The 17,190-nt window shown below is 61.5% G+C and carries 13 protein-coding genes; 6 read left to right on the forward strand and 7 right to left on the reverse strand.

Going from position 1 to position 17,190, the window contains the following annotated elements:
• Together G485_RS29010 and G485_RS0110940 are read right to left on the reverse strand one after the other, a co-directional pair.
• A partial coding sequence (locus G485_RS29010) for a transposase zinc-binding domain-containing protein (protein ID WP_420805753.1) occupies positions 1-266 on the reverse strand: 266 nt, incomplete at its 3' end.
• Positions 267-378: 112 nt separating this feature from the next.
• Entirely contained in the window at positions 379-1,164 is a 786-nt protein-coding gene (locus G485_RS0110940) for a sugar phosphate isomerase/epimerase family protein (RefSeq protein WP_240489125.1), read from the reverse strand.
• A 219-nt stretch (positions 1,165-1,383) separates the two neighbouring features.
• Between G485_RS0110940 and G485_RS0110945 the strand changes: the two genes are divergently transcribed.
• From G485_RS0110945 to G485_RS0110970, 6 genes are all read left to right on the forward strand, one after another.
• The gene (locus tag G485_RS0110945) at positions 1,384-2,058 is read left to right on the forward strand and encodes a response regulator transcription factor (RefSeq protein ID WP_027092590.1); all 675 of its coding nucleotides are present in this window, start codon (positions 1,384-1,386) and stop codon (positions 2,056-2,058) included.
• A 38-nt stretch (positions 2,059-2,096) separates the two neighbouring features.
• Positions 2,097-3,428, forward strand: a complete 1,332-nt coding sequence (locus G485_RS0110950; protein ID WP_240489126.1) for a HAMP domain-containing sensor histidine kinase — start codon at positions 2,097-2,099, stop codon at positions 3,426-3,428.
• A 208-nt stretch (positions 3,429-3,636) separates the two neighbouring features.
• A complete protein-coding gene (locus G485_RS0110955) occupies positions 3,637-4,560 on the forward strand; it encodes an ABC transporter ATP-binding protein (protein ID WP_027092592.1) in 924 nt (307 codons plus the stop codon).
• Position 4,561: 1 nt separating this feature from the next.
• On the forward strand, positions 4,562-5,281 hold the full coding sequence (locus G485_RS0110960) for an ABC transporter permease (RefSeq protein ID WP_027092593.1): 720 nt from the start codon (positions 4,562-4,564) through the stop codon (positions 5,279-5,281).
• A gap of 3 nt (positions 5,282-5,284) precedes the next feature.
• Positions 5,285-6,010 (forward strand): ABC transporter permease, encoded by a 726-nt coding sequence (locus tag G485_RS0110965; protein ID WP_027092594.1) that lies wholly within the window; start codon positions 5,285-5,287, stop codon positions 6,008-6,010.
• Positions 6,011-6,298: 288 nt separating this feature from the next.
• Complete coding sequence (locus G485_RS0110970; protein WP_027092595.1) at positions 6,299-7,666, forward strand: hypothetical protein; 1,368 nt, start codon at positions 6,299-6,301, stop codon at positions 7,664-7,666.
• 126 nt (positions 7,667-7,792) lie between these two features.
• Here the strand turns inward: G485_RS0110970 and G485_RS0110975 are convergent, their stop codons facing one another.
• The 5 genes from G485_RS0110975 to G485_RS0110995 all read right to left on the reverse strand — a co-directional run bounded on the left by G485_RS0110975 (position 7,793) and on the right by G485_RS0110995 (position 17,115).
• A complete protein-coding gene (locus G485_RS0110975) occupies positions 7,793-10,528 on the reverse strand; it encodes an alpha-mannosidase (protein WP_027092596.1) in 2,736 nt (911 codons plus the stop codon).
• A gap of 18 nt (positions 10,529-10,546) precedes the next feature.
• A complete protein-coding gene (locus G485_RS0110980) occupies positions 10,547-13,798 on the reverse strand; it encodes an alpha-amylase family protein (protein WP_027092597.1) in 3,252 nt (1,083 codons plus the stop codon).
• The gene (locus G485_RS0110985) at positions 13,791-15,116 is read right to left on the reverse strand and encodes a glycoside hydrolase family 125 protein (RefSeq protein ID WP_027092598.1); all 1,326 of its coding nucleotides are present in this window, start codon (positions 15,114-15,116) and stop codon (positions 13,791-13,793) included. The genes G485_RS0110980 and G485_RS0110985 overlap by 8 nt, the downstream gene beginning before the upstream one ends.
• A 117-nt stretch (positions 15,117-15,233) precedes the next feature.
• Positions 15,234-16,151, reverse strand: coding sequence for a carbohydrate ABC transporter permease (locus G485_RS0110990; protein ID WP_027092599.1), 918 nt, complete (start codon positions 16,149-16,151; stop codon positions 15,234-15,236).
• Positions 16,152-16,182: 31 nt separating this feature from the next.
• Complete coding sequence (locus G485_RS0110995) at positions 16,183-17,115, reverse strand: ABC transporter permease (RefSeq protein ID WP_027092600.1); 933 nt, start codon at positions 17,113-17,115, stop codon at positions 16,183-16,185.
• Between the last annotated feature and the right edge of the window lie 75 nt (positions 17,116-17,190).

The following is a 17,190-nucleotide window of genomic DNA, read 5'->3' on the forward strand; positions in this document are numbered from 1 at the left end:
TGTTCCAGGAGACGTGCCCATTCCTCTGTTTCTCCGCATGAACAGGTCGTACAGAATCTTCCTTTACAACGATACGGAACGAGCCGTAGGTCATGACATCCTTCACATACCATCAGCTTAAAACCGTTTCTGGGATCCCCGCATCGACGGAACTTCTCTACTTCTTTCCGCACATTGGCACGCAGCTTGCCACCATGTTTTGCCACAAACCGATCCCAGTGCCCTCGCTCATCAAAGAAGATTCGTTTCAAGATGTTCGTCTCCATATCCTAACCTTACCAAAAACAGAAATCAGGCGGAAGACCTGCTCCCACCCCAAAATTTATAAATTCTATAATGTCAAAAAAGGCTGCCCCTCCGGGCAGCCCCGCCGCGCGATTAAATCCAGCCGCGCTCCTTGAACCAGGCGTAATTGAGCTTCGCGCTCTCCAGCGAAGAGACGTCGTAGCGCTCCTGCTCGATGATGATGTATTCCACGCCGGTCTCTTCGCAAGCCGCCAGCGCCGAATCCCAATCGACCGAGCCGCGGCCGATCTCCGTATCCGTGCCGTCTTCCTTGAAGTCCTTCGCGTGAACGACCGGCACCCGGCCGGCGTACTTCTTGACGTAAGCGGCCGGATCCTCCCCGCCGACCTTCACCCAGCCGAGGTCGAATTCCGCGAACAGCAGCTCCGGAGACACCCGCTGCAGCAGAAGATCGATTGCCGGCGTGCCGTTGACCTTCTTGAACTCGAACGCATGGTTGTGATAGCCGAACTTCAAGCCGCCTTCGATGACGATCGCCGCCGCTTCCTCGAGAACCGCCGCCATTTTGGCCACGTCGTCCTCGGTCGGGTTGTCGCCCAGCGGATAGTAAGGAACGATGTAACGCTTCAGCCCCAGCTCCTGCGCATATTCGAGCTGACGCTTCACCTGATCCGCAATCGGCTCGGAGAGGTTCAGGCCGATGTGCGCCGAGGGCGCGTTCAGCCCGGCATCCGCCAGCGCCGCCTTGAGCTCGCGCGCCGAGACGCCGTAGTATCCTGCGAGTTCCACGTTGCGGTAGCCGATGCCGGCGATCTGCCGGATCGTGCCGAGATAGTCCTTCTCGCACAAATCCCGTACGGAATACAATTGAATGCCTACTTGCGGTTTGGCCATCGATTCGCGCACCACCTTGTCCATTATGGCGTGCTTCGGCTTTCGGACGCTTTGGCGCCGCCCTCCGATTTCGCACGCTGTTACACGTTTTATTATATCGGAATCGTTTTCATTCGAAGATGGCGGATTTTGCTCTGTTCTTATGGCATTTGGGTTGGCCCTTTAAACAAAATTTAACTTCCGGCTCCCGCATCGCTCGGCTATCATAAGGGGATAATCGAGCTGCGTAACGAGGTGTCATCCATGGCAAAAAGAGTGCTGTACATCGAGGACGATGCCGACATCGGCCAATGGGTCAAAGAGGACCTGGAGCGGCGGGGCTATGAGGTGGAGTGGCTGCAATCGGGCGACCGGGCGGCCGAACGGGCGGCGCAGGCCGATCTCGTCGTCCTGGACGTCATGCTGCCCGGCCTGGACGGGTTCACGATCGGGCAGCGGCTGAAGCGGGAAGCGCCGAACGTGCCGATTCTCATGCTGTCCGCCCGGACGTCGGTGGACGACAAGCTGCAGGGCTTGCAGTTCGCGGACGACTATCTGACGAAGCCGTTCCATCCGGACGAGCTGGCGGCGCGGCTGGAAGTGCTGCAGCGGCGTTACGGCCTGTCGGCCGAGCAGCAAATCCAGTGCGGCCATCTCCTGATCAAGCCCGAGCTGCAGACGGTGATCGACGGAAGAACGAACGAGGAAATCCCGCTCACGGCGAAGCAGCTGCAGATTCTGATGTACTTTCTCCGCAACCGGGGTCTCATTTTGACCAAAGAACAAATCTATGAAGCGGTGTGGGGAGAGCCTTATATGGAAGGCGACAAGACGGTCAACGTCCATATTCGCTATTTGCGGGAAAAAATCGAGCTCGACCCCAGCAATCCGCAAATTATCGAGACGATCCGGGGCATCGGCTATCGGGTGAGGCCATGAGGAACGGACGACGGCGGTTCAGTCTGAAAAACTCCTTAATGACCAAATATCTGCTCATCATTGTGTCGGCGCTGGTGCTGATTCCCTTCGTGTATCCGCTGATCGCCGTCCTCCTGACAGTCCAGATATGGGCGGGCCATCATGGAGATACCGAGCCCTATAGGAGCGCTTCGCACCTTGAGAGCATCTGGCACGAGGAAGCGGCCCGGCTGGACGGGGCGACGCCCGAGAAGATTGACGCGGAGCTCCGGAGGTTGAAGAGCGTCTACCCGAAAGCCTCGATGTTCTGGGTGGACGCGAGCGGCCGGACCCGCCTCCGGCTTCCGGACGGACAAGAGGTGCCGGCGCAATGGAGCGTTCCCTACACGGTTCAATTTATGAAGGAGGCTTCTAACTTCCGTATTTTTACGGTCGTGGCGTTCCTCGGCGACAAGCCGGGCCACGGCTTCATGGTGCTCAAGGTGCCGCGCGAGGCGTTCGAATCGCCCGCTGCGATCATGGACGCCCGCCAAGGCACCATTCTGATCTCGGGGATTCTGATCGTCCTCGGGCTGTTCCTGTTCGTGTCGCTGCTCTTTTTCTACCGCATCCGCAGAAGGCTCGTCCTTCTCCAGCAAGCGATGAGCGAGCCGACCGACAGCGGCATTCCTTCTCCGGTCGAGACCGGCCGCTCGGACGAGATCGGCCGGCTGGAGCAATCGTTCAACGAGATGATCCGCAAGCTGGAGCGAAGCCGGGAACGCGAAGCCGAGGAGGAAGCGCTCCGGCGCGACCTGATCGCCAAGCTGTCGCACGATTTGCGGACGCCGCTGACCGCCATCCGGGGCCACGCTTACAGCCTCGGGCAGGAGAAGCTCAGCGACAAAGGACGGGAATCCCTCCGCCTGATCGACCGGAAGATCGACTATTTGGGACGGCTGATCGAGAATCTGCTGTCTTTCACGCTGCTGACCTCGGGCAAATATCCGTATCGTCCGCAGCGCGTCGACATCGTCCGGATGGCGAAAACGCTGTTCGCCGGCTGGTACCCGGCCTTCGAGCAGGCGGGCTTCGAGATCGACTCGGACCTGCCGGAGACGGCGATTTACTGGGAGCTCGACCCGCAATGGCTGGAGCGCGTGCTGGACAATTACTTGCAGAATGTGCTGCGTCATGCGCAGTCAGGCCGCTACGTCGGTCTGAAGGTGTCGGAGGCGGACGGCGGAACGATTATAATCGAAGACCGGGGGCCCGGCATGACCGGCGAATCGGAGGAGAAGGGCGCCGGCATCGGCCTGTCGATCGCGGCGCTCATGCTGAGAGACATGCGGCTGCAAAGCGAGGTGCTCAGCGGGCCGGAAGGAACGACGGTGCGCATTTCGCGCGGGTGAATGGGCCGATTTTTGCTGAAGGCCGTTCGTCGAATGGATAGAGGCAGGCGGGAAGGTGAGCGTCACCGGCGGTCCTTCTATCGAAACCAAGAAGATGATGTCCTCTTCGCTCGGCGGATTTAACGAAGGCTTTTTAAACCCATCTTAATCGCCGCGCTTCCTTTCCTTTAACCTTCGCCTTCTAGAATGGAGCGCAGAGGTGATGGAGATGTCGGCCAATCAAGAGCTGATTCTGGAAACGAATGAATTAACGAAGAAGTTGGGCGGCAAGCCCGTCGTAAAAGCTGTAAATATGCAGATCCGTCGCGGGGATATCTACGGATTCCTCGGACCGAACGGCGCGGGCAAAACGACGACGATCCGCATGCTCCTCGGACTCGCCAAGCCGACAGCGGGAAGCATCCGCATCTTCGGCAAGGACATCCGGAAGATGAGGCTGGCGATTCTGCGCAAAGTGGGTTCGCTCGTCGAGTACCCTTCCTACTACGGCCATTTGACCGCCACCGAGAACCTGGAGGCGGTTCGCCGCCTGCTCGGCGTGCCGAAATCGCGCATCGACGAGGTGCTCTCGATCGTGCGCCTGACGAAGGAAGCGAAGCGGCCGGTCAGAGGGTTCTCGCTCGGCATGAAGCAGCGGCTCGGCATTGCGACGGCTCTGCTCGGCGATCCGGAGCTGCTCGTGCTGGACGAGCCCACGAACGGCCTCGATCCCGCAGGCATCCAGGAAATCCGCGAGCTGATCAAGAGCCTGCCCCAGACGAGCGGGGTGACCATTCTCATCTCGAGCCATCTGCTCTCCGAAGTGGAGCAAATGGCGACCCGCGTCGGCATCATCTCCAAGGGCGAGCTGATTTACGAAGACAGCATTCACCGCCTCCGCGAACAGGCCCAGGGGCGCGTCCGGCTTGGGGTGAGCAACCCCGAATCCGCCTGGCGGCTGCTGCTCTCGCACGGCTATCCGGTCGGCTGGGAGAACGGCAGGCTGACGGTTGCGAAAGCGGACGACCGGACGGTGGCTTCCATCGTCGCGCGGTTGGTAAAGCAGGACTTCGAGGTTTACCGGGTGGAAGAGGAGACGGCCTCGCTTGAGAGCATTTTCCTCCAGATGACCGGGACGGAGGGGAGCTTGTAATATGATGCTGCGCATTCTCTCCTCCGAATTTCTGAAAATCCGCAAGAAGCTGATCTGGCTGCTGGTTGCGGCCGGCCCGATCGGGGTCGTCGCGCTGCAGGCGGTCAATTACGGCGTCCGCTACGATTATTTAGTCGCCGGCAAGGAAACCGCGAAGCTGTGGAGCGGTCTGATCGGCAACGTCTCTATGCTTGCGCTGCCCGCTTTGATGGTCGGCCTCGCCCTCGTCGCTTCGATGACGGCGGGCATCGAGCATCAGATGAACGCCTGGAAGCTGACGCTGGCGCTGCCGGTGCGGAAGCGGCAAGTGTTCGCCGGCAAGTTCCTGCTTACCGCGCTGCTTCTGCTTATTTCCTGCACGCTTCTTGTGCCGCTGACCGTCGCGCTCGGCCTTGCGCTCGGCTTCGACGGGCCGATTCCGTACGGCGATTTGCTGACGAACGCGTATTATCCGTATTTGGCCGCGATGCCTTTTATCGCCTTGCAGGCGTGGCTGTCGGTGACGATGGCGAACCAGACGCTGCCGCTGACGATCGGCATCGTCGGCATGATCGTCTCGATGTTCGCCGGCGGCCGTTTTCCCGACTGGGTGCCTTACAAATGGCCGCAGCTGGTCAACGCCTCGCACGAGCCGCTGTACTCGGTGACCGCAGGCGTCGCTCTCGGGCTCGTCGTCTTTGTCGCGGGGATGGCCGAGTTCGTGCGAAAGGATGTGAAGTAACCGATGATGCGCATGTTTCGTTCGGAGTGGATGAAAATCCGGCGGTCCGTCGTCTGGCTGCTCGTCGCCGTCAGCCCGCTGATCGCCGCCCTGTTCGGCTTGTTCGCGGCGAAGAAAGGCGGGGATTTCCCCTGGCTCGAAGCGCTGTCGCTTATGTCCGTGCTGCACGCCATGCTGTTCCTCCCGCTTCTTACCGGCGTGTACGCCGCGATGATCTGCCGTTACGAGCATACGGGCGGCGGCTGGAAAGCGATGCTGGCCATGCCGGTATCCCGCACCCAGGTTTACGTCGTCAAGTTTGTTATTGTCATGCTTATGCTTGCGGCCACCCAGTTGCTGCTTCTGATCGTGCTGCTGCTCGTCGGCTTCGCGCGCGGGTTCTCGGACCCGATCCCTTGGCGGGAATTGGCTTCCTCGTTCCTGGGCGGCTGGATCGCCTGCCTGCCGCTCGCGGCGCTGCAGCTGTTCGTCTCCGTCGCGTTCCAGAGCTTCGCCGCGCCGCTCGCGGTCAACGTCGTGCTGACGCTGCCGAACATGCTGGTCGTCAACTCGGCGAAGGTCGGACCCTATTATCCGTGGGCTCAGCCGATGCTGGCCATGATCCCGCGCGACCATTACGGGTTTGGCGCGTTCAACCTTCCGCTCGAGACGCTGTTTGGCGTCGTGCTCGGCAGCTTCTGCGTCTTCTTCGTCGCGGGGTGGGCGTACTTCGCCCGAAAAGCCGTGTAGCCAGCGTCGGGGGTTGCTCGATATCATCGAGCAACCCCCGGCTTCTTTTTGCCCGCTCAGGGAACGCTTTGTTCGATTCTTCTCGTAACTCCTCGCTTTCCGCCCCTCGGAGCGCGCGTTGTTCGATTTATTCGAGTAACTCCCCGGCCTTGCTCCCCTCGGTACGCGCATTCAGCGTTGGGTTCTCCCCTTTTGAAATCCCTCGTTGACAGGGTACACAGCCGATGCTACTATATCCCTACTAATCCACTATGATTTATTTATTTTATCCCATTGGAGGTCTCGATTATGGCAATTAAAGCATCGCCCCTGGGCAAGCTGCTTCTTGCCTCCACCCTGTCCGCGGCCCTGTTCTTCCCGGGCATCACCGCCGTACATGCGGAAGACATCGCGGCGCCTGCTGCATCCAAGGACATTTCCTCGTCCGAGTATGCAACTTTTCTGCAGGACAAGTTCGGCATTACGCTAACCGCGAACGTCACGAAAGGAGCGTTTATCTCCGACCTGGCCCAATCGCTCCGCCTCGAGCCGACGGCAGACCCCGTCGTCTTCCGTGACTTGCCGCAGTCGAACCCGTACTACAACGCTGCCAAAGCGCTGTACCAAACCGGCGTATTGACCTCGGATACGGTGAACGCGTCGGAACCGCTCGGCGCCGTGAATGCCGTGCAAATCGCCCTCAAGGCGGCCGGCCTCAAGGAGTTGGCCTATACATACCCGCAGGACAAGGTCGAAAAAGCGCTGGCAAAACTCCCTCTGAAGCCGGCCGCGCTAGGACAGCAGGCGGCGCAAGAGCTGGCGGCCGCGGTCGATACCGGCCTTCTGCCGCCCGCTTATTACGGCGAACTCAAGCCGGGCGCCAAGGCTTCCGCCGACCTGGCGGCGGTGCTGATCGGCAAGGCGCTCACTTTTAAAGGACAATACAAGCACTATCTTGGCTACGTGAGCGACCCGGACATTTACGCCAAACTTACGGACGCCTTCGAAACCTCGGATATCATCCATGCGGACGAGCTTCAAAAAATCGTCGACGCTGCGCTGGAGCAAAACCTCGTGACCGGCTACAACCTGAAAGACACCCGTTACGAGCCCAACTTTGTAGACTCCCTGTCGCTTGTCTACGGGCATTCCGACCTGACGCACGCCCTGCAGCTGATCGGTTTGCTGCGAAGCGAAGGCATCGACGCCAAAGTCCAGTTCGAACCGAAAACGTCCGCCTTCGTCTACTTGAAGGAATGGGGAGATCCCGCCCCGTCCGACCTGTACGAAGTGAAGCAAATTGCCAACGGCAACTATATCGAATATGCCAAAGAATACGACATCGCCTTCGAATTCGACAACGCGGCCGACAAGCAGCGCTTCAATTCGATCGTGCTCGCGTACGCCAAGAAAAACGAAGAGAACCAGAAAGGCCTGCTGTCGGGCTCCTGGTGGCAGCCGCTGTACTACTCGTTGACCGAGCTTCCGGACTATAAGCTCATCACGAACAACAAAATCCAAATCGGCCATTATTACGCGCAGTCTTTCTCGCTCAAGGAACAGTCCCCGGCGGTCATCGACGGCTTCCAAAAGGTCGATCCCTCCGTCACGGTCGAGCATTACGACTTCTGGGCCGACGTCCCGTTCTTCAATTACCTGAACGGCGAATCGCTCTGAGCTCGCGAACTGTAAGCCGACGTTAGCGGCTTGCAGTTCGCGCTTCGGCGCCATAACGCCGCCATACGAACAAAGGGTGTCGTTCCGAAGGTACATGACCTTCGGAACGACACCCTTTTCGCGCGCTTACTTGGAAGCGGCGACGCCCAGCGTCACGATCTCGCATGGGCCGACCGGCACGACCAGCGTTCCGGTCGCGTCCGCGCCCATGACAGCTCCGCCGGTACGCTCCAGCACGTCGCTCTTATAGACGGGACGATACGGCTCGCCCGCGCGAAGCCGAAGTTCCGACGCTTGCGGTCGCAGGTTGTACCAGCGCAGCATCGCGCTGCCGTCGTTCTCCCCGATCTTGAGCGAGGAGAACGCGAGGCCCTCGCCTTCCCACGCGTAAGCCGCGTCGACCGGTGCCAGCTTGCCTTCGTGCACGCCGGTCTGGGCGGCCGTCCACGGCACCTGGAACTGGTAGGCTTCGGCATAAGCGCCGTCCACCGCTCCGTCCCCACCGTGCGGAATGATCTCCAGCTCCACGGTGTGCTCGCCGAGGCATTGCGCCTCCGGCGTCGGGAAGACGCCCCAGTCGCCCAGCTCGGCCACCGAGCGGAGCAGGGTGACGGCGATCGTGTTGCGGCCGTCGCGCAGCACCTCGTACTCGTTCAGCCCTTTGTTGGCGACGGTCAGCCCGCAAGCGCCGTCGACGACGTCGACAAACGCCTGCTGATGCTGAGCGTTGCTCGGGTTCCGCCATTCGGCCGCCGGCTCGTTGTCGCGGACGGCGACTTCGAAAATCGAGTCCGCGCGATGCGTGGAAGCCGCCAGATCGGTCGGGAACAGCGCGCGCAGGCGGTGATCCTTCGCCTGGTTGTCGAAGGTCGCGCGCACGCCGACGCCCCGGCCGCCGCGCTCCAGGCTGACGACCGTGCGGATCGTCAGCGGCACCGTCTCCCGGACGCGCTGCGCTTTCCGCTCCGGGAAGTACACCGCTTCTTGCTTCTCCGTCTCGAAAAGCGCGTCGGCCGAAGCCGGAACCGCCCACCGGTGAACGATCTCAATCGCGGCCCGATACGGCGTGTCCTCGATCAAGCGGATGTCCGCCGCTAATCCGCGGGTCGTGAGCGGCTTTTCCCCGTCCGGCTGCTTGTACATGTACTCGTTGCCGATATCCCCGGTATCCTCGTACACGAGCAGATCGCGGAACGTCCGGCCGGTCGTCTTGTCCGTCACGGCGAGCGAACCGTCATCCGCCACCTCGACGCGCAAGCGTTCGTTCTCCAGCGCACGTTCGCCGGCCGCCAACGAAGGGGAAGCCCCTATCGTCTCCCCGTTCCGCACCCACGCATAAGCTTTCCAGCCGAGCGCCGGCACGCCCGCGGCTTCGAACGTCAGCTTCACGCGGCGCGACCAGTACGCCTGGCGGAACTTGTCTTCCGGCAGATCGTAGCCGAACTGCAGCCCCAGGTCTTCCACGACGCATGCGACAGCCCGGCCTTCCGCGTCGACGAGCGTTCGCCCGCCGATGCCCGTCGCCTTCATGCGGCGGATCATCTCCTCCGGCGGCAGCCCGTCGCGGTAATAAATCCGCTCGACGTCCAGCTCGATCTCGACCGTTCCGCCACGCGCCCACCCCGTCGTGTTGAAGACGACAAACGGCAGGGCATCGCCTCCATAACGGGCGAAGGCGGACGTATCTACCGCCTCGGCCACGGCACGCTTGCTGTCGTCGATGACGGCCTCGGCGACGTGCCTGCTTTTCTCGAACCGGGTCACCATCTCCCGATGCACCTCGTCGACGCTGCAGCCGCAGATGCTGTCGTGCGGGTGGTTTTGCATGAGCGTTTTCCAGGCATACGTCAGCAAATGGTGCGGGTACGGCTCGCCTACTCCGTGCGCAATCGCCGCCAGCGGCTCCGCCACCTTCTCCAGCAGCGTCTGCCCCTGCTGGTTCATCTGCTTCAGATACACCCGCGCGGACGCGGTGTTGACCAGCGTCGACCAGCCGTCGGTGCGCTGGCTGCGCAACTCGCCCTTGACGACGGACAGCCGGCTGCTCAGCGAACGCTTGACCGAAGCCAGGTAATCCGCGAAGTTGGAGTGAACGAATTCAACGTCCGGATACAGCTTGCGGGCGACGCGAATCGCCTCGGGCAAGTCAGTCTGGATCGGCTGATGGTCGCAGCCGTTCATGTACAGCAGCTGCCCGGTCGACGCGTATTGCTCGGCGTCCGCCAGCTTGCGGTCCCAGTAGGCCTTGGCTTCGGCTTCGTCTGTGGGCACCTCGTTGCCGTTGCTGTACCAGTTGGCGAAAAGAATGCCGAGCACCTGCGAACCGTCCGGTCCTTCCCAGATCAGCTCCGAAAACGACGATTCGTACTCGGAATCGGCAACCGTATTGTTGAAGCCCGTCGGCTTGACGCCCCGGCCGAACACGGCGTTGTCGATGCCGGCCTGGCGCAAAATTTGCGGAGCCTGCCCGATGTTGCCGAACGTATCGGGGAAATAGCCGACTTTTGCGGCCGCGCCGTAACGCTCGGCTTCCCGATGGCCGATGAGCAGGTTGCGGAGGTTCGCCTCCCCGCTCGTCAGGAATGCGTCCTGCAAAATGTACCAAGGCCCGATATGAATCCGGCCTTCCCGAATCCACTTCGTCAGGCGCTCCCGCTGCTCCGGGCGAACCTGCAAGTAATCCTCGAGAATGATCGTCTGGCCGTCGAGGAAAAAGCTGCGGTACTCCGCGTCCCGCTCCAGCGTATCCAAGAGCGTATCCATCAGCTTGACAAGCCGCACATGATGCTTCTCATAGGGCAAATACCATTCGCGGTCCCAGTGGGTGTGCGAGATGATATGGGCGGTTTTTCTCTCTGTCATCCTTCCGGTCTCCTCTCCTTAAACCCCGGCTTCGCACGTTACGTTCACTTCGTCCGGGCGGTAAACGGCGGTCACCCGCCCTTGCGGATCCGCAGCGAACAGCACCGCGCGTTCTCTCTCCAGCACGAACGAATAAACGGTCCCGTTCTCGCGGTCCTTCACCCGAATCGGAACGTCGAAGGCGTACTCCGAGACGAAAACGAACATCGACCCTTCCGCGAACCGCAGCCGTCTTCCGTACACGCCCGGCAGATCGCCGCCGCTCAGCCAGTCGAGCTCCGGGCGGCAGCCCGCGGCTTCCAACGCATAAGCGTACAGCGCCGCAATCGGCTCCGTGCGGTCGTTCAGCTCCACGGGCAGCGGACACCAAATCAGACGTCCGCCCCCATACGGGACGTCGACGACCGCGTCCGCTCCGCCGCCGCTTGCGCCGACGGCTCCGTTCGCTCCCGCAGCCCCTCCAACTTCGCCGGCTCCTGCAGCTCCGCCGGCCGCCGGAACTTCCTTGGCGACCTGGGCGATGCGCCGATTGCCGAAGCTGACCGCGTATTGCCGCCCGCCGATGGCGAGCCGCTCCTCGCGGACGACGTTGCTTGGCTTGCGCTCGCCCAGAACCGACGCCAGCCGGTCCGTATGCCGCCAGTAGGCGTCCAGCCCCGCCGGCCCGGTTACAAGCAGCGTCGCCCCCGTCCGGTCTACGATGCCAAGCAGCCCGGCGAACGCCGCGTCGTCCACGTTGTGCGCGGACGGCAGCAGAATGAGCTTCGCCGGGTGCTTAAGCAGCGGCTTCAGATCGTATTCCGACACGCCGCGGAACGGCACCTTCAACTCGTACCCGAGCACGCGGGCCAGCTTCGTCGTGGCGTCGTAAGCGAGCTTCCGGTTGGAGAAGTCGTTGGAGTACGGGAACACGACCGCCACGTCTTCCAGCTCGCGCTCCCGGAACAAGTCCCGGGCCGCTTCCATGAACGCCCCGAAGCCGTAGGAGACGTCCGCCTCCGGCTTCTCCGTTCCGTCCGCGCGCAGCGCGCCGATATGCGACTCGTTGGCGTTGTCCATATAGAAATTCGTATTCCAAATCCAATGGATGGCGCCTGCACCTCCGGCTGCGAAAGCATAGGCGTACTTGCGCTCCAGCATGGCGCGCAGCTCTTCCTCCGTGCGCTTCGCCAGTCCTTCCGGCGTTTCCACATACATAATGCCGGTCTCCTGCACGACGCACGGCTTGTCGGCCGTTTTGGCGAAGACGCCGTCCCAGAGCAGTTGGTCGTTCAGCCACCAGGAGTGGACCGTCGTGTAATCGACCGCTTCTCCGTAGAAGAAAGGCGAAGGCCGCTGCGCGCCCAGCGCTTCGTCCTGGCCGACGGTGACGAGATGGTCCGGGCAGATGTCCTTGATCGCTTCGACCAGCTGCTTCGCCCACCGGTTGTGCATCTCCATCGAGAACAGGACGTAATCGAGCCAACGCGTGCCTTTTTTCCCCTGGTGCATATCCTGCACGTCGAAGTTGATCTCCTCCGGCTCCGGAACGGTGGCCGAGGCGAAGCCGGGCAGCTCGCCGGGCGTCATACTCCAGCGCTCGCGCAGCGCCTCGATCGAGCCGTGCCGCTTCTCCAGCCACTCGGCGAACGCAGCTTGCTCGAACGTGTCCCGGCAGGAGCGCGGACCGTCCGAGAAGATGCGTGCCGGATCGAACATCGAAGGCTCGTTGATCAAATCCCAATCGACGTGCTTCGTCTCCCGGTGGCGGCTCACGATCGAGCGCACGAACCGCTTCTGCGCTTCCACGCTGCGCGGGTCGAGATACGGATTGCGGCCCTCCCACGGCTCGGGGGTGAACGAGAAGAACGTAAACGTCACCTGCAGCCCGTGCTTCTTCGCCGTCAGCAGGAACGCGTCGATCGCGCGGAGAACTTCCTCCGACGCGTGGCCGTCCACCTGCATGACGTTGCGGTAAGCGGTCCAGATGCCGGTGCGAATCCAGTTGATGCCGGCCCGCCGCATTTGCGCCATATCGCGATCCCACACTGCGGCGTTCGGCAGGAACAGGAACTTGCGCGCGACGTCCGAGGTCATGTACGTCATGCCGACGATGGGCAGCGGGCGGCCGTCCTTCTCGAAGTAGTCGCGGCCCGCCCGGATCGGCGCACCTTCGGCCAGCAGCTCCGGATCGGCGCCCCAGAAGCCTTGGCGAAGATAGCGGACTTCGCCTTCCTCCGACTCCGCCCGGCACCATACCCGGTAAAAGCCGCTGCGAACGTCGATCGGAACCGGAATCCTTCGCAGCTCCAGCTCCGGTCCCACGTCGGCTGCGAGCTCATGGCGAAACTCCTCCGTAGGCCGGTCAACCGCAGCAGCCTCGCCGCCGCAAGCCTCCGTTGCCCGCGTTCCCGCCGTGCCGCTATCCTCGCGTTCGACTGCGATCGCGAACGTCCACCGGACGGCGGCCTTCCCCGCAGCCGAACCGCCGCCGCGCCCGAGCTTCTGCGCCTGCAGCGTCAGCGTCGGGCGTTCGTGCGCCTCGTAAGCCGCATAGCCCGGCTTGAGCCACAGCTCGGTCACGCCCGCAGCGCAGAAACGGGCCCAGCCCGCCAGCGCCTCCAGACCGCCGCGCGCGGCGAACTCGCCGCCGAGCGGCTGGTTGACGAACAGCCAGCGCCCTCCGGCAAAGTCGCCCTTCGTATTCTCCCAGAGCACGACCGGCGCGGACAGCTCGCGTCCTTCCGCCGACACTCCCTTCAGCAGCGCGTAGACGTGCGCGTCCATCGGCCCCGCCGAGCCCATCTGATGCGGCAGGTCGCTCGCCTTCGTCACGTGGGGCACGAGATTCCACGTATCCGCCACATCGAACAGCGCTTCCTGCCCCCGCAGCAGCGGAATGTCGCCGAACGCTTCGTATCCCGCCACCCGGTCGGCTTTCACCCGCAGCATCTCGTGAATGCGCAGCCGGCGATGATAGGCCGTCTGCTCGGCTTCCACATGCCAGGCGCCGCCCTCGCGGCGGACCGGCTTGCGGAAAGGCGCGCCTCCCGCGCTAATCAGCCCCCCGCCCCGCTTCAAATAGGCGAGAATGTCTTCCCACGCCGCCACGGGGAAGAACGGGGCATGCAGCGACACGAAGCAGCCCCCGTCCGCCGTTCGCAGCCGTTCGCCCAGCTCCGCCGCTCCCGCAACTTCGCCGAGCCGCCGAACTTCCGCTTCGGTCAGCGCCGGCGCTCCGGGAAACGACGGGTCGTAGAACACGATCACATTTTGCACCCGATCAGCCATCGAGAAGACCGTCCTTCATCGCTTTGTAGACGAGCTGCGAGAACAGGCTGTTGGACCAGGCGAACCATTTTCTTGTGAAAACGGCGGGGTCGTCCGCATGGAAGCCTTCGTGCATAAACCCGGTGTCCGCGTCCGTCGCCTCCAGCATCGCGATCATCTCCAGCTTCTCTTCGTCGGTCGAGGCCGTCAGTCCCTGCATGGAGAGCGCCATGTGCCAGATGTAGCCCGGCGGCGTATGCGGGCTTCCGATGCCCTTGGCGGCTTTGCCCTCATAGTAGAACGGATTCTCCTTGCTCAAGGCGAACCGGCGCGTATTCCGGTAAATCGGATCGTCGGCCGTCACATAGCCGAGATAAGGAATCGACAGGAGGCCCGGCGTACCCGCGTCGTCCATCAGGCAGTAGTTGCCGAAGCCGTCGGTCTCGTATGCGTAGATCGGTCCGAATTCCGGATGCCGGTAAATGCCGTACAGCCGGATGCCGTGGTCGATCTCCGCCTCCAGCTCCTTCAGCTCCGCCAGCAGCTCCAGGTCGCGGAACACCCACTCGGCGAATTCCTGCATGTACCGCAGCGCGACGACCGCGAACATGTTGCCCGGGATGTTGTAATGGAAGTCGCAAGCGTCATCGCTCGAACGGAAGCCGGACCAGACCATGCCCGTGTAGTTGACCGGCATTCCCATCCCGTTGTTGCGGAGGGAATCCGAAGGAATGCCGTTGTTGCGGGTGAAGCGGTAGGGCGAGAGCTCGAAGTGGCGCTGCTCGGTCTTGAACAGGTCGACGATGATCCGCATCGCCCGCTTGAAGTCGGCGTCGAACACATCGGCGCGCCCGGTCTCCTTCCAGTACAGGTAAGCGAGGCGCATGGAGAAGCACAAGGAATCGATCTCGAACTTGCGCTCCCACACCCACGGCGACATCTCGGTGACGTCGCTTGCGTTCCAGTGCCAGTCGCTCGCCGATTCGTTGAACGCGTTGGCGTAAGGGTCGATCTGAATGTAAGCGACGTGGCGGCGGATCAGGCCGGCGATGACGCGCTGAAGATCGGGATCGTTCGCGGCCAGCGGGATGTAGTGGACGACCTGTTCGACCGAATCCCGCAACCAGGAGGCCGGAATGTCGCCGGTAATGACGAACGTCGTGCCGTCGTCCAGCAGCTTCGTCGTCGTCTCCAGCGTGTTCGGGAAGCAGTTCCTGAACAGCCGGAGCAGCTTCGGCCGGTGCGCCAGCCGCTTCTCCGCCTCGGAGAGCACGTCTTGGACGGCCTTCGGCAGCTCCAGCTTCGGCATGTCGATCTTGGGCAATCTGAATTGTTCCAAAGGGATCGGCTCCTTCACCATTAACGGTCTAAAACGTTAACAACGTTGATTGTATATGCTCATAGGCTTGCCCGCCCCGAATTCGGCGGCGCGCCTTTTCTTCCGTACTCCCGTGTTTCACTCTTTCACCGACCCGACGGTCAATCCCTGCACGAAATAGCGTTGGAAAAACGGATAAGCAAAAATAATCGGAACGGTTGCCAGCACGACCATCGCCATGCGGGCCGTATCCTGGGGCATCGATTGCAGCAGCTCCAAGCTGAGCGAGCTGTTGGCCGAGTTCTGCTGCAGGAATTGCATGCTGGATTCGATCCGCATCAGCATCGATTGCAGCGGCACCTTGTTCGGATCGTCGATATAGAGCAGCGCGTTGAACCAGTCGTTCCAATAGCCGAGCGTGCTGAAGAGGCCGATCGTGGCCAATCCGGGCAGCGACAGCGGCAGCACGAGCCGGACGAAAATGCGGAACTCGCCGGCTCCGTCGATTTTGCCGGATTCGATGATCGCATCCGGCACGCTTGTGACGTAGAACGTGCGAAGAATCATAATGTAGAAGGCATTGACGGCAAGGGGAAGAATGAGCGCCCAGATGCTGTCCTTCAGGTGGAGCAGCTGCGTAACGACGATATAGGTCGGAATCATCCCTCCGTTGAACAGCATCGTGAAGACGGCGAACAAGGAGAAGAAGCGGCGGTAACTGAAGCTCTTGCGCGATATCGCGTAAGCGTATAAAGAGATAAAGACGAGGCTGACGATCGTTCCGACGGCCGTGACCAGAATGGTGACGCCGTAGGAACGAAGCAGCAAGTCGCCGGTCTGGAACACGTAGCGGTAGGCTTCGAGGCTCCACTTCGCCGGGATGATCCGGTAGCCGTCGCTAGCCAGCGTCTTCTCGTCCGTGAACGAGATGATGACCACGAACAGGAACGGGAACACGCACAAGAAAGCAAAGATGCCCGCAATGAGGTTGAACGCAACGTTCCAGCCCGGCGTCAGCCGATGGAAGTCGCGTTTCTTCCGTTGAACGTTGGACACGAAGAACGCACTCCTTTCTCGAATCGGAAAATCAGAACAACGCGCTGTCTTTGTCGATCTTGCGCACGATGAAGTTGGACACGATGACCAGCACGAAGCCGACAACCGATTGGTACAGCCCCGCCGCCGTGCTCATGCCGATCTCGCCGGTCGTCTTGAGCCCGCGATAGACATAGGTGTCGATAACGTTCGTCACCGAATACAGCGTGCCGGAATCCCGGGGCACTTGGTAGAACAACCCGAAGTCCGCGTAGAAAATTTTGCCCACCGCCAGCAGCGTCATAATGATGACGATCGGCTTGAGCAGCGGAAGCGTAATGTTGCGCACTTGCTGCAGCTTGCTCGCTCCGTCGATCATCGCGGCTTCGTACAGCGATTTGTCGATGCCCAGAATGGAGGCCAGGTAGACGACGCTGCTGTAGCCGACCGACTTCCACAGATAGACGAACACGAGAATGTAGGGCCAGTATTTCGGATCCGAGTACCACTGCAGCGGTCCGCCGCCGAAATAGCCCAGAATGTGGTTCAGCAAGCCGCGGTCCATGCTGAGGAAGCTGAACGCGAAGTATCCGACGATGACCCAGGAGAGGAAGTACGGCAGGAACATGCCGGTCTGGTACACTTTGGCCATCTTCTTGTTCGTCAGTTCCGACAGAAGAATGGCCAGGCCGACCGAACAGACGAGGCCGAGGACGATAAAGGCGATATTGTAAAACAGCGTATTTCGGGTAATCGTCCACGCCGCGTCGGTGCTGAACAAAAATTTGAAGTTGTCCCATCCGACGTTCTTGCTGTGAATCAGGCTGTATAAGAAGCCGTGCCGGCTGAATCGGTATTCCTTGAACGCGGCGATCGTGCCGACTAGCGGCAGGTAGGAAAAGCAGAGAAACCAAAGCGCTCCCGGCAGCACCATGAGCAGCAGAATCTTGTTGCGGTTGAGGCTTCGAAGCATGGAACCGAACATATGACAGCACTCCCCCCTCTTGTCGTTCCGAAATGGAAAAAGGTCGGGCGAATGCTCGCTCGCCCGCCCGACCTT

Origin of the sequence: Cohnella thermotolerans DSM 17683 (genome assembly GCF_000429825.1) — a bacterium.
Lineage (GTDB): Bacteria > Bacillota > Bacilli > Paenibacillales > Paenibacillaceae > Cohnella > Cohnella thermotolerans.

Coding starts and splice junctions, on each gene's coding strand:
- G485_RS0110940 (WP_240489125.1), bottom strand. CDS start 1,164: ATGGACAAGGTGGTGCGCGAATCGATGGCCAAACCGCAAGTAGGCATT.
- G485_RS0110945 (WP_027092590.1), top strand. CDS start 1,384: ATGGCAAAAAGAGTGCTGTACATCGAGGACGATGCCGACATCGGCCAA.
- G485_RS0110950 (WP_240489126.1), top strand. CDS start 2,097: ATGACCAAATATCTGCTCATCATTGTGTCGGCGCTGGTGCTGATTCCC.
- G485_RS0110955 (WP_027092592.1), top strand. CDS start 3,637: ATGTCGGCCAATCAAGAGCTGATTCTGGAAACGAATGAATTAACGAAG.
- G485_RS0110960 (WP_027092593.1), top strand. CDS start 4,562: ATGATGCTGCGCATTCTCTCCTCCGAATTTCTGAAAATCCGCAAGAAG.
- G485_RS0110965 (WP_027092594.1), top strand. CDS start 5,285: ATGATGCGCATGTTTCGTTCGGAGTGGATGAAAATCCGGCGGTCCGTC.
- G485_RS0110970 (WP_027092595.1), top strand. CDS start 6,299: ATGGCAATTAAAGCATCGCCCCTGGGCAAGCTGCTTCTTGCCTCCACC.
- G485_RS0110975 (WP_027092596.1), bottom strand. CDS start 10,528: ATGACAGAGAGAAAAACCGCCCATATCATCTCGCACACCCACTGGGAC.
- G485_RS0110980 (WP_027092597.1), bottom strand. CDS start 13,798: ATGGCTGATCGGGTGCAAAATGTGATCGTGTTCTACGACCCGTCGTTT.
- G485_RS0110995 (WP_027092600.1), bottom strand. CDS start 17,115: ATGTTCGGTTCCATGCTTCGAAGCCTCAACCGCAACAAGATTCTGCTG.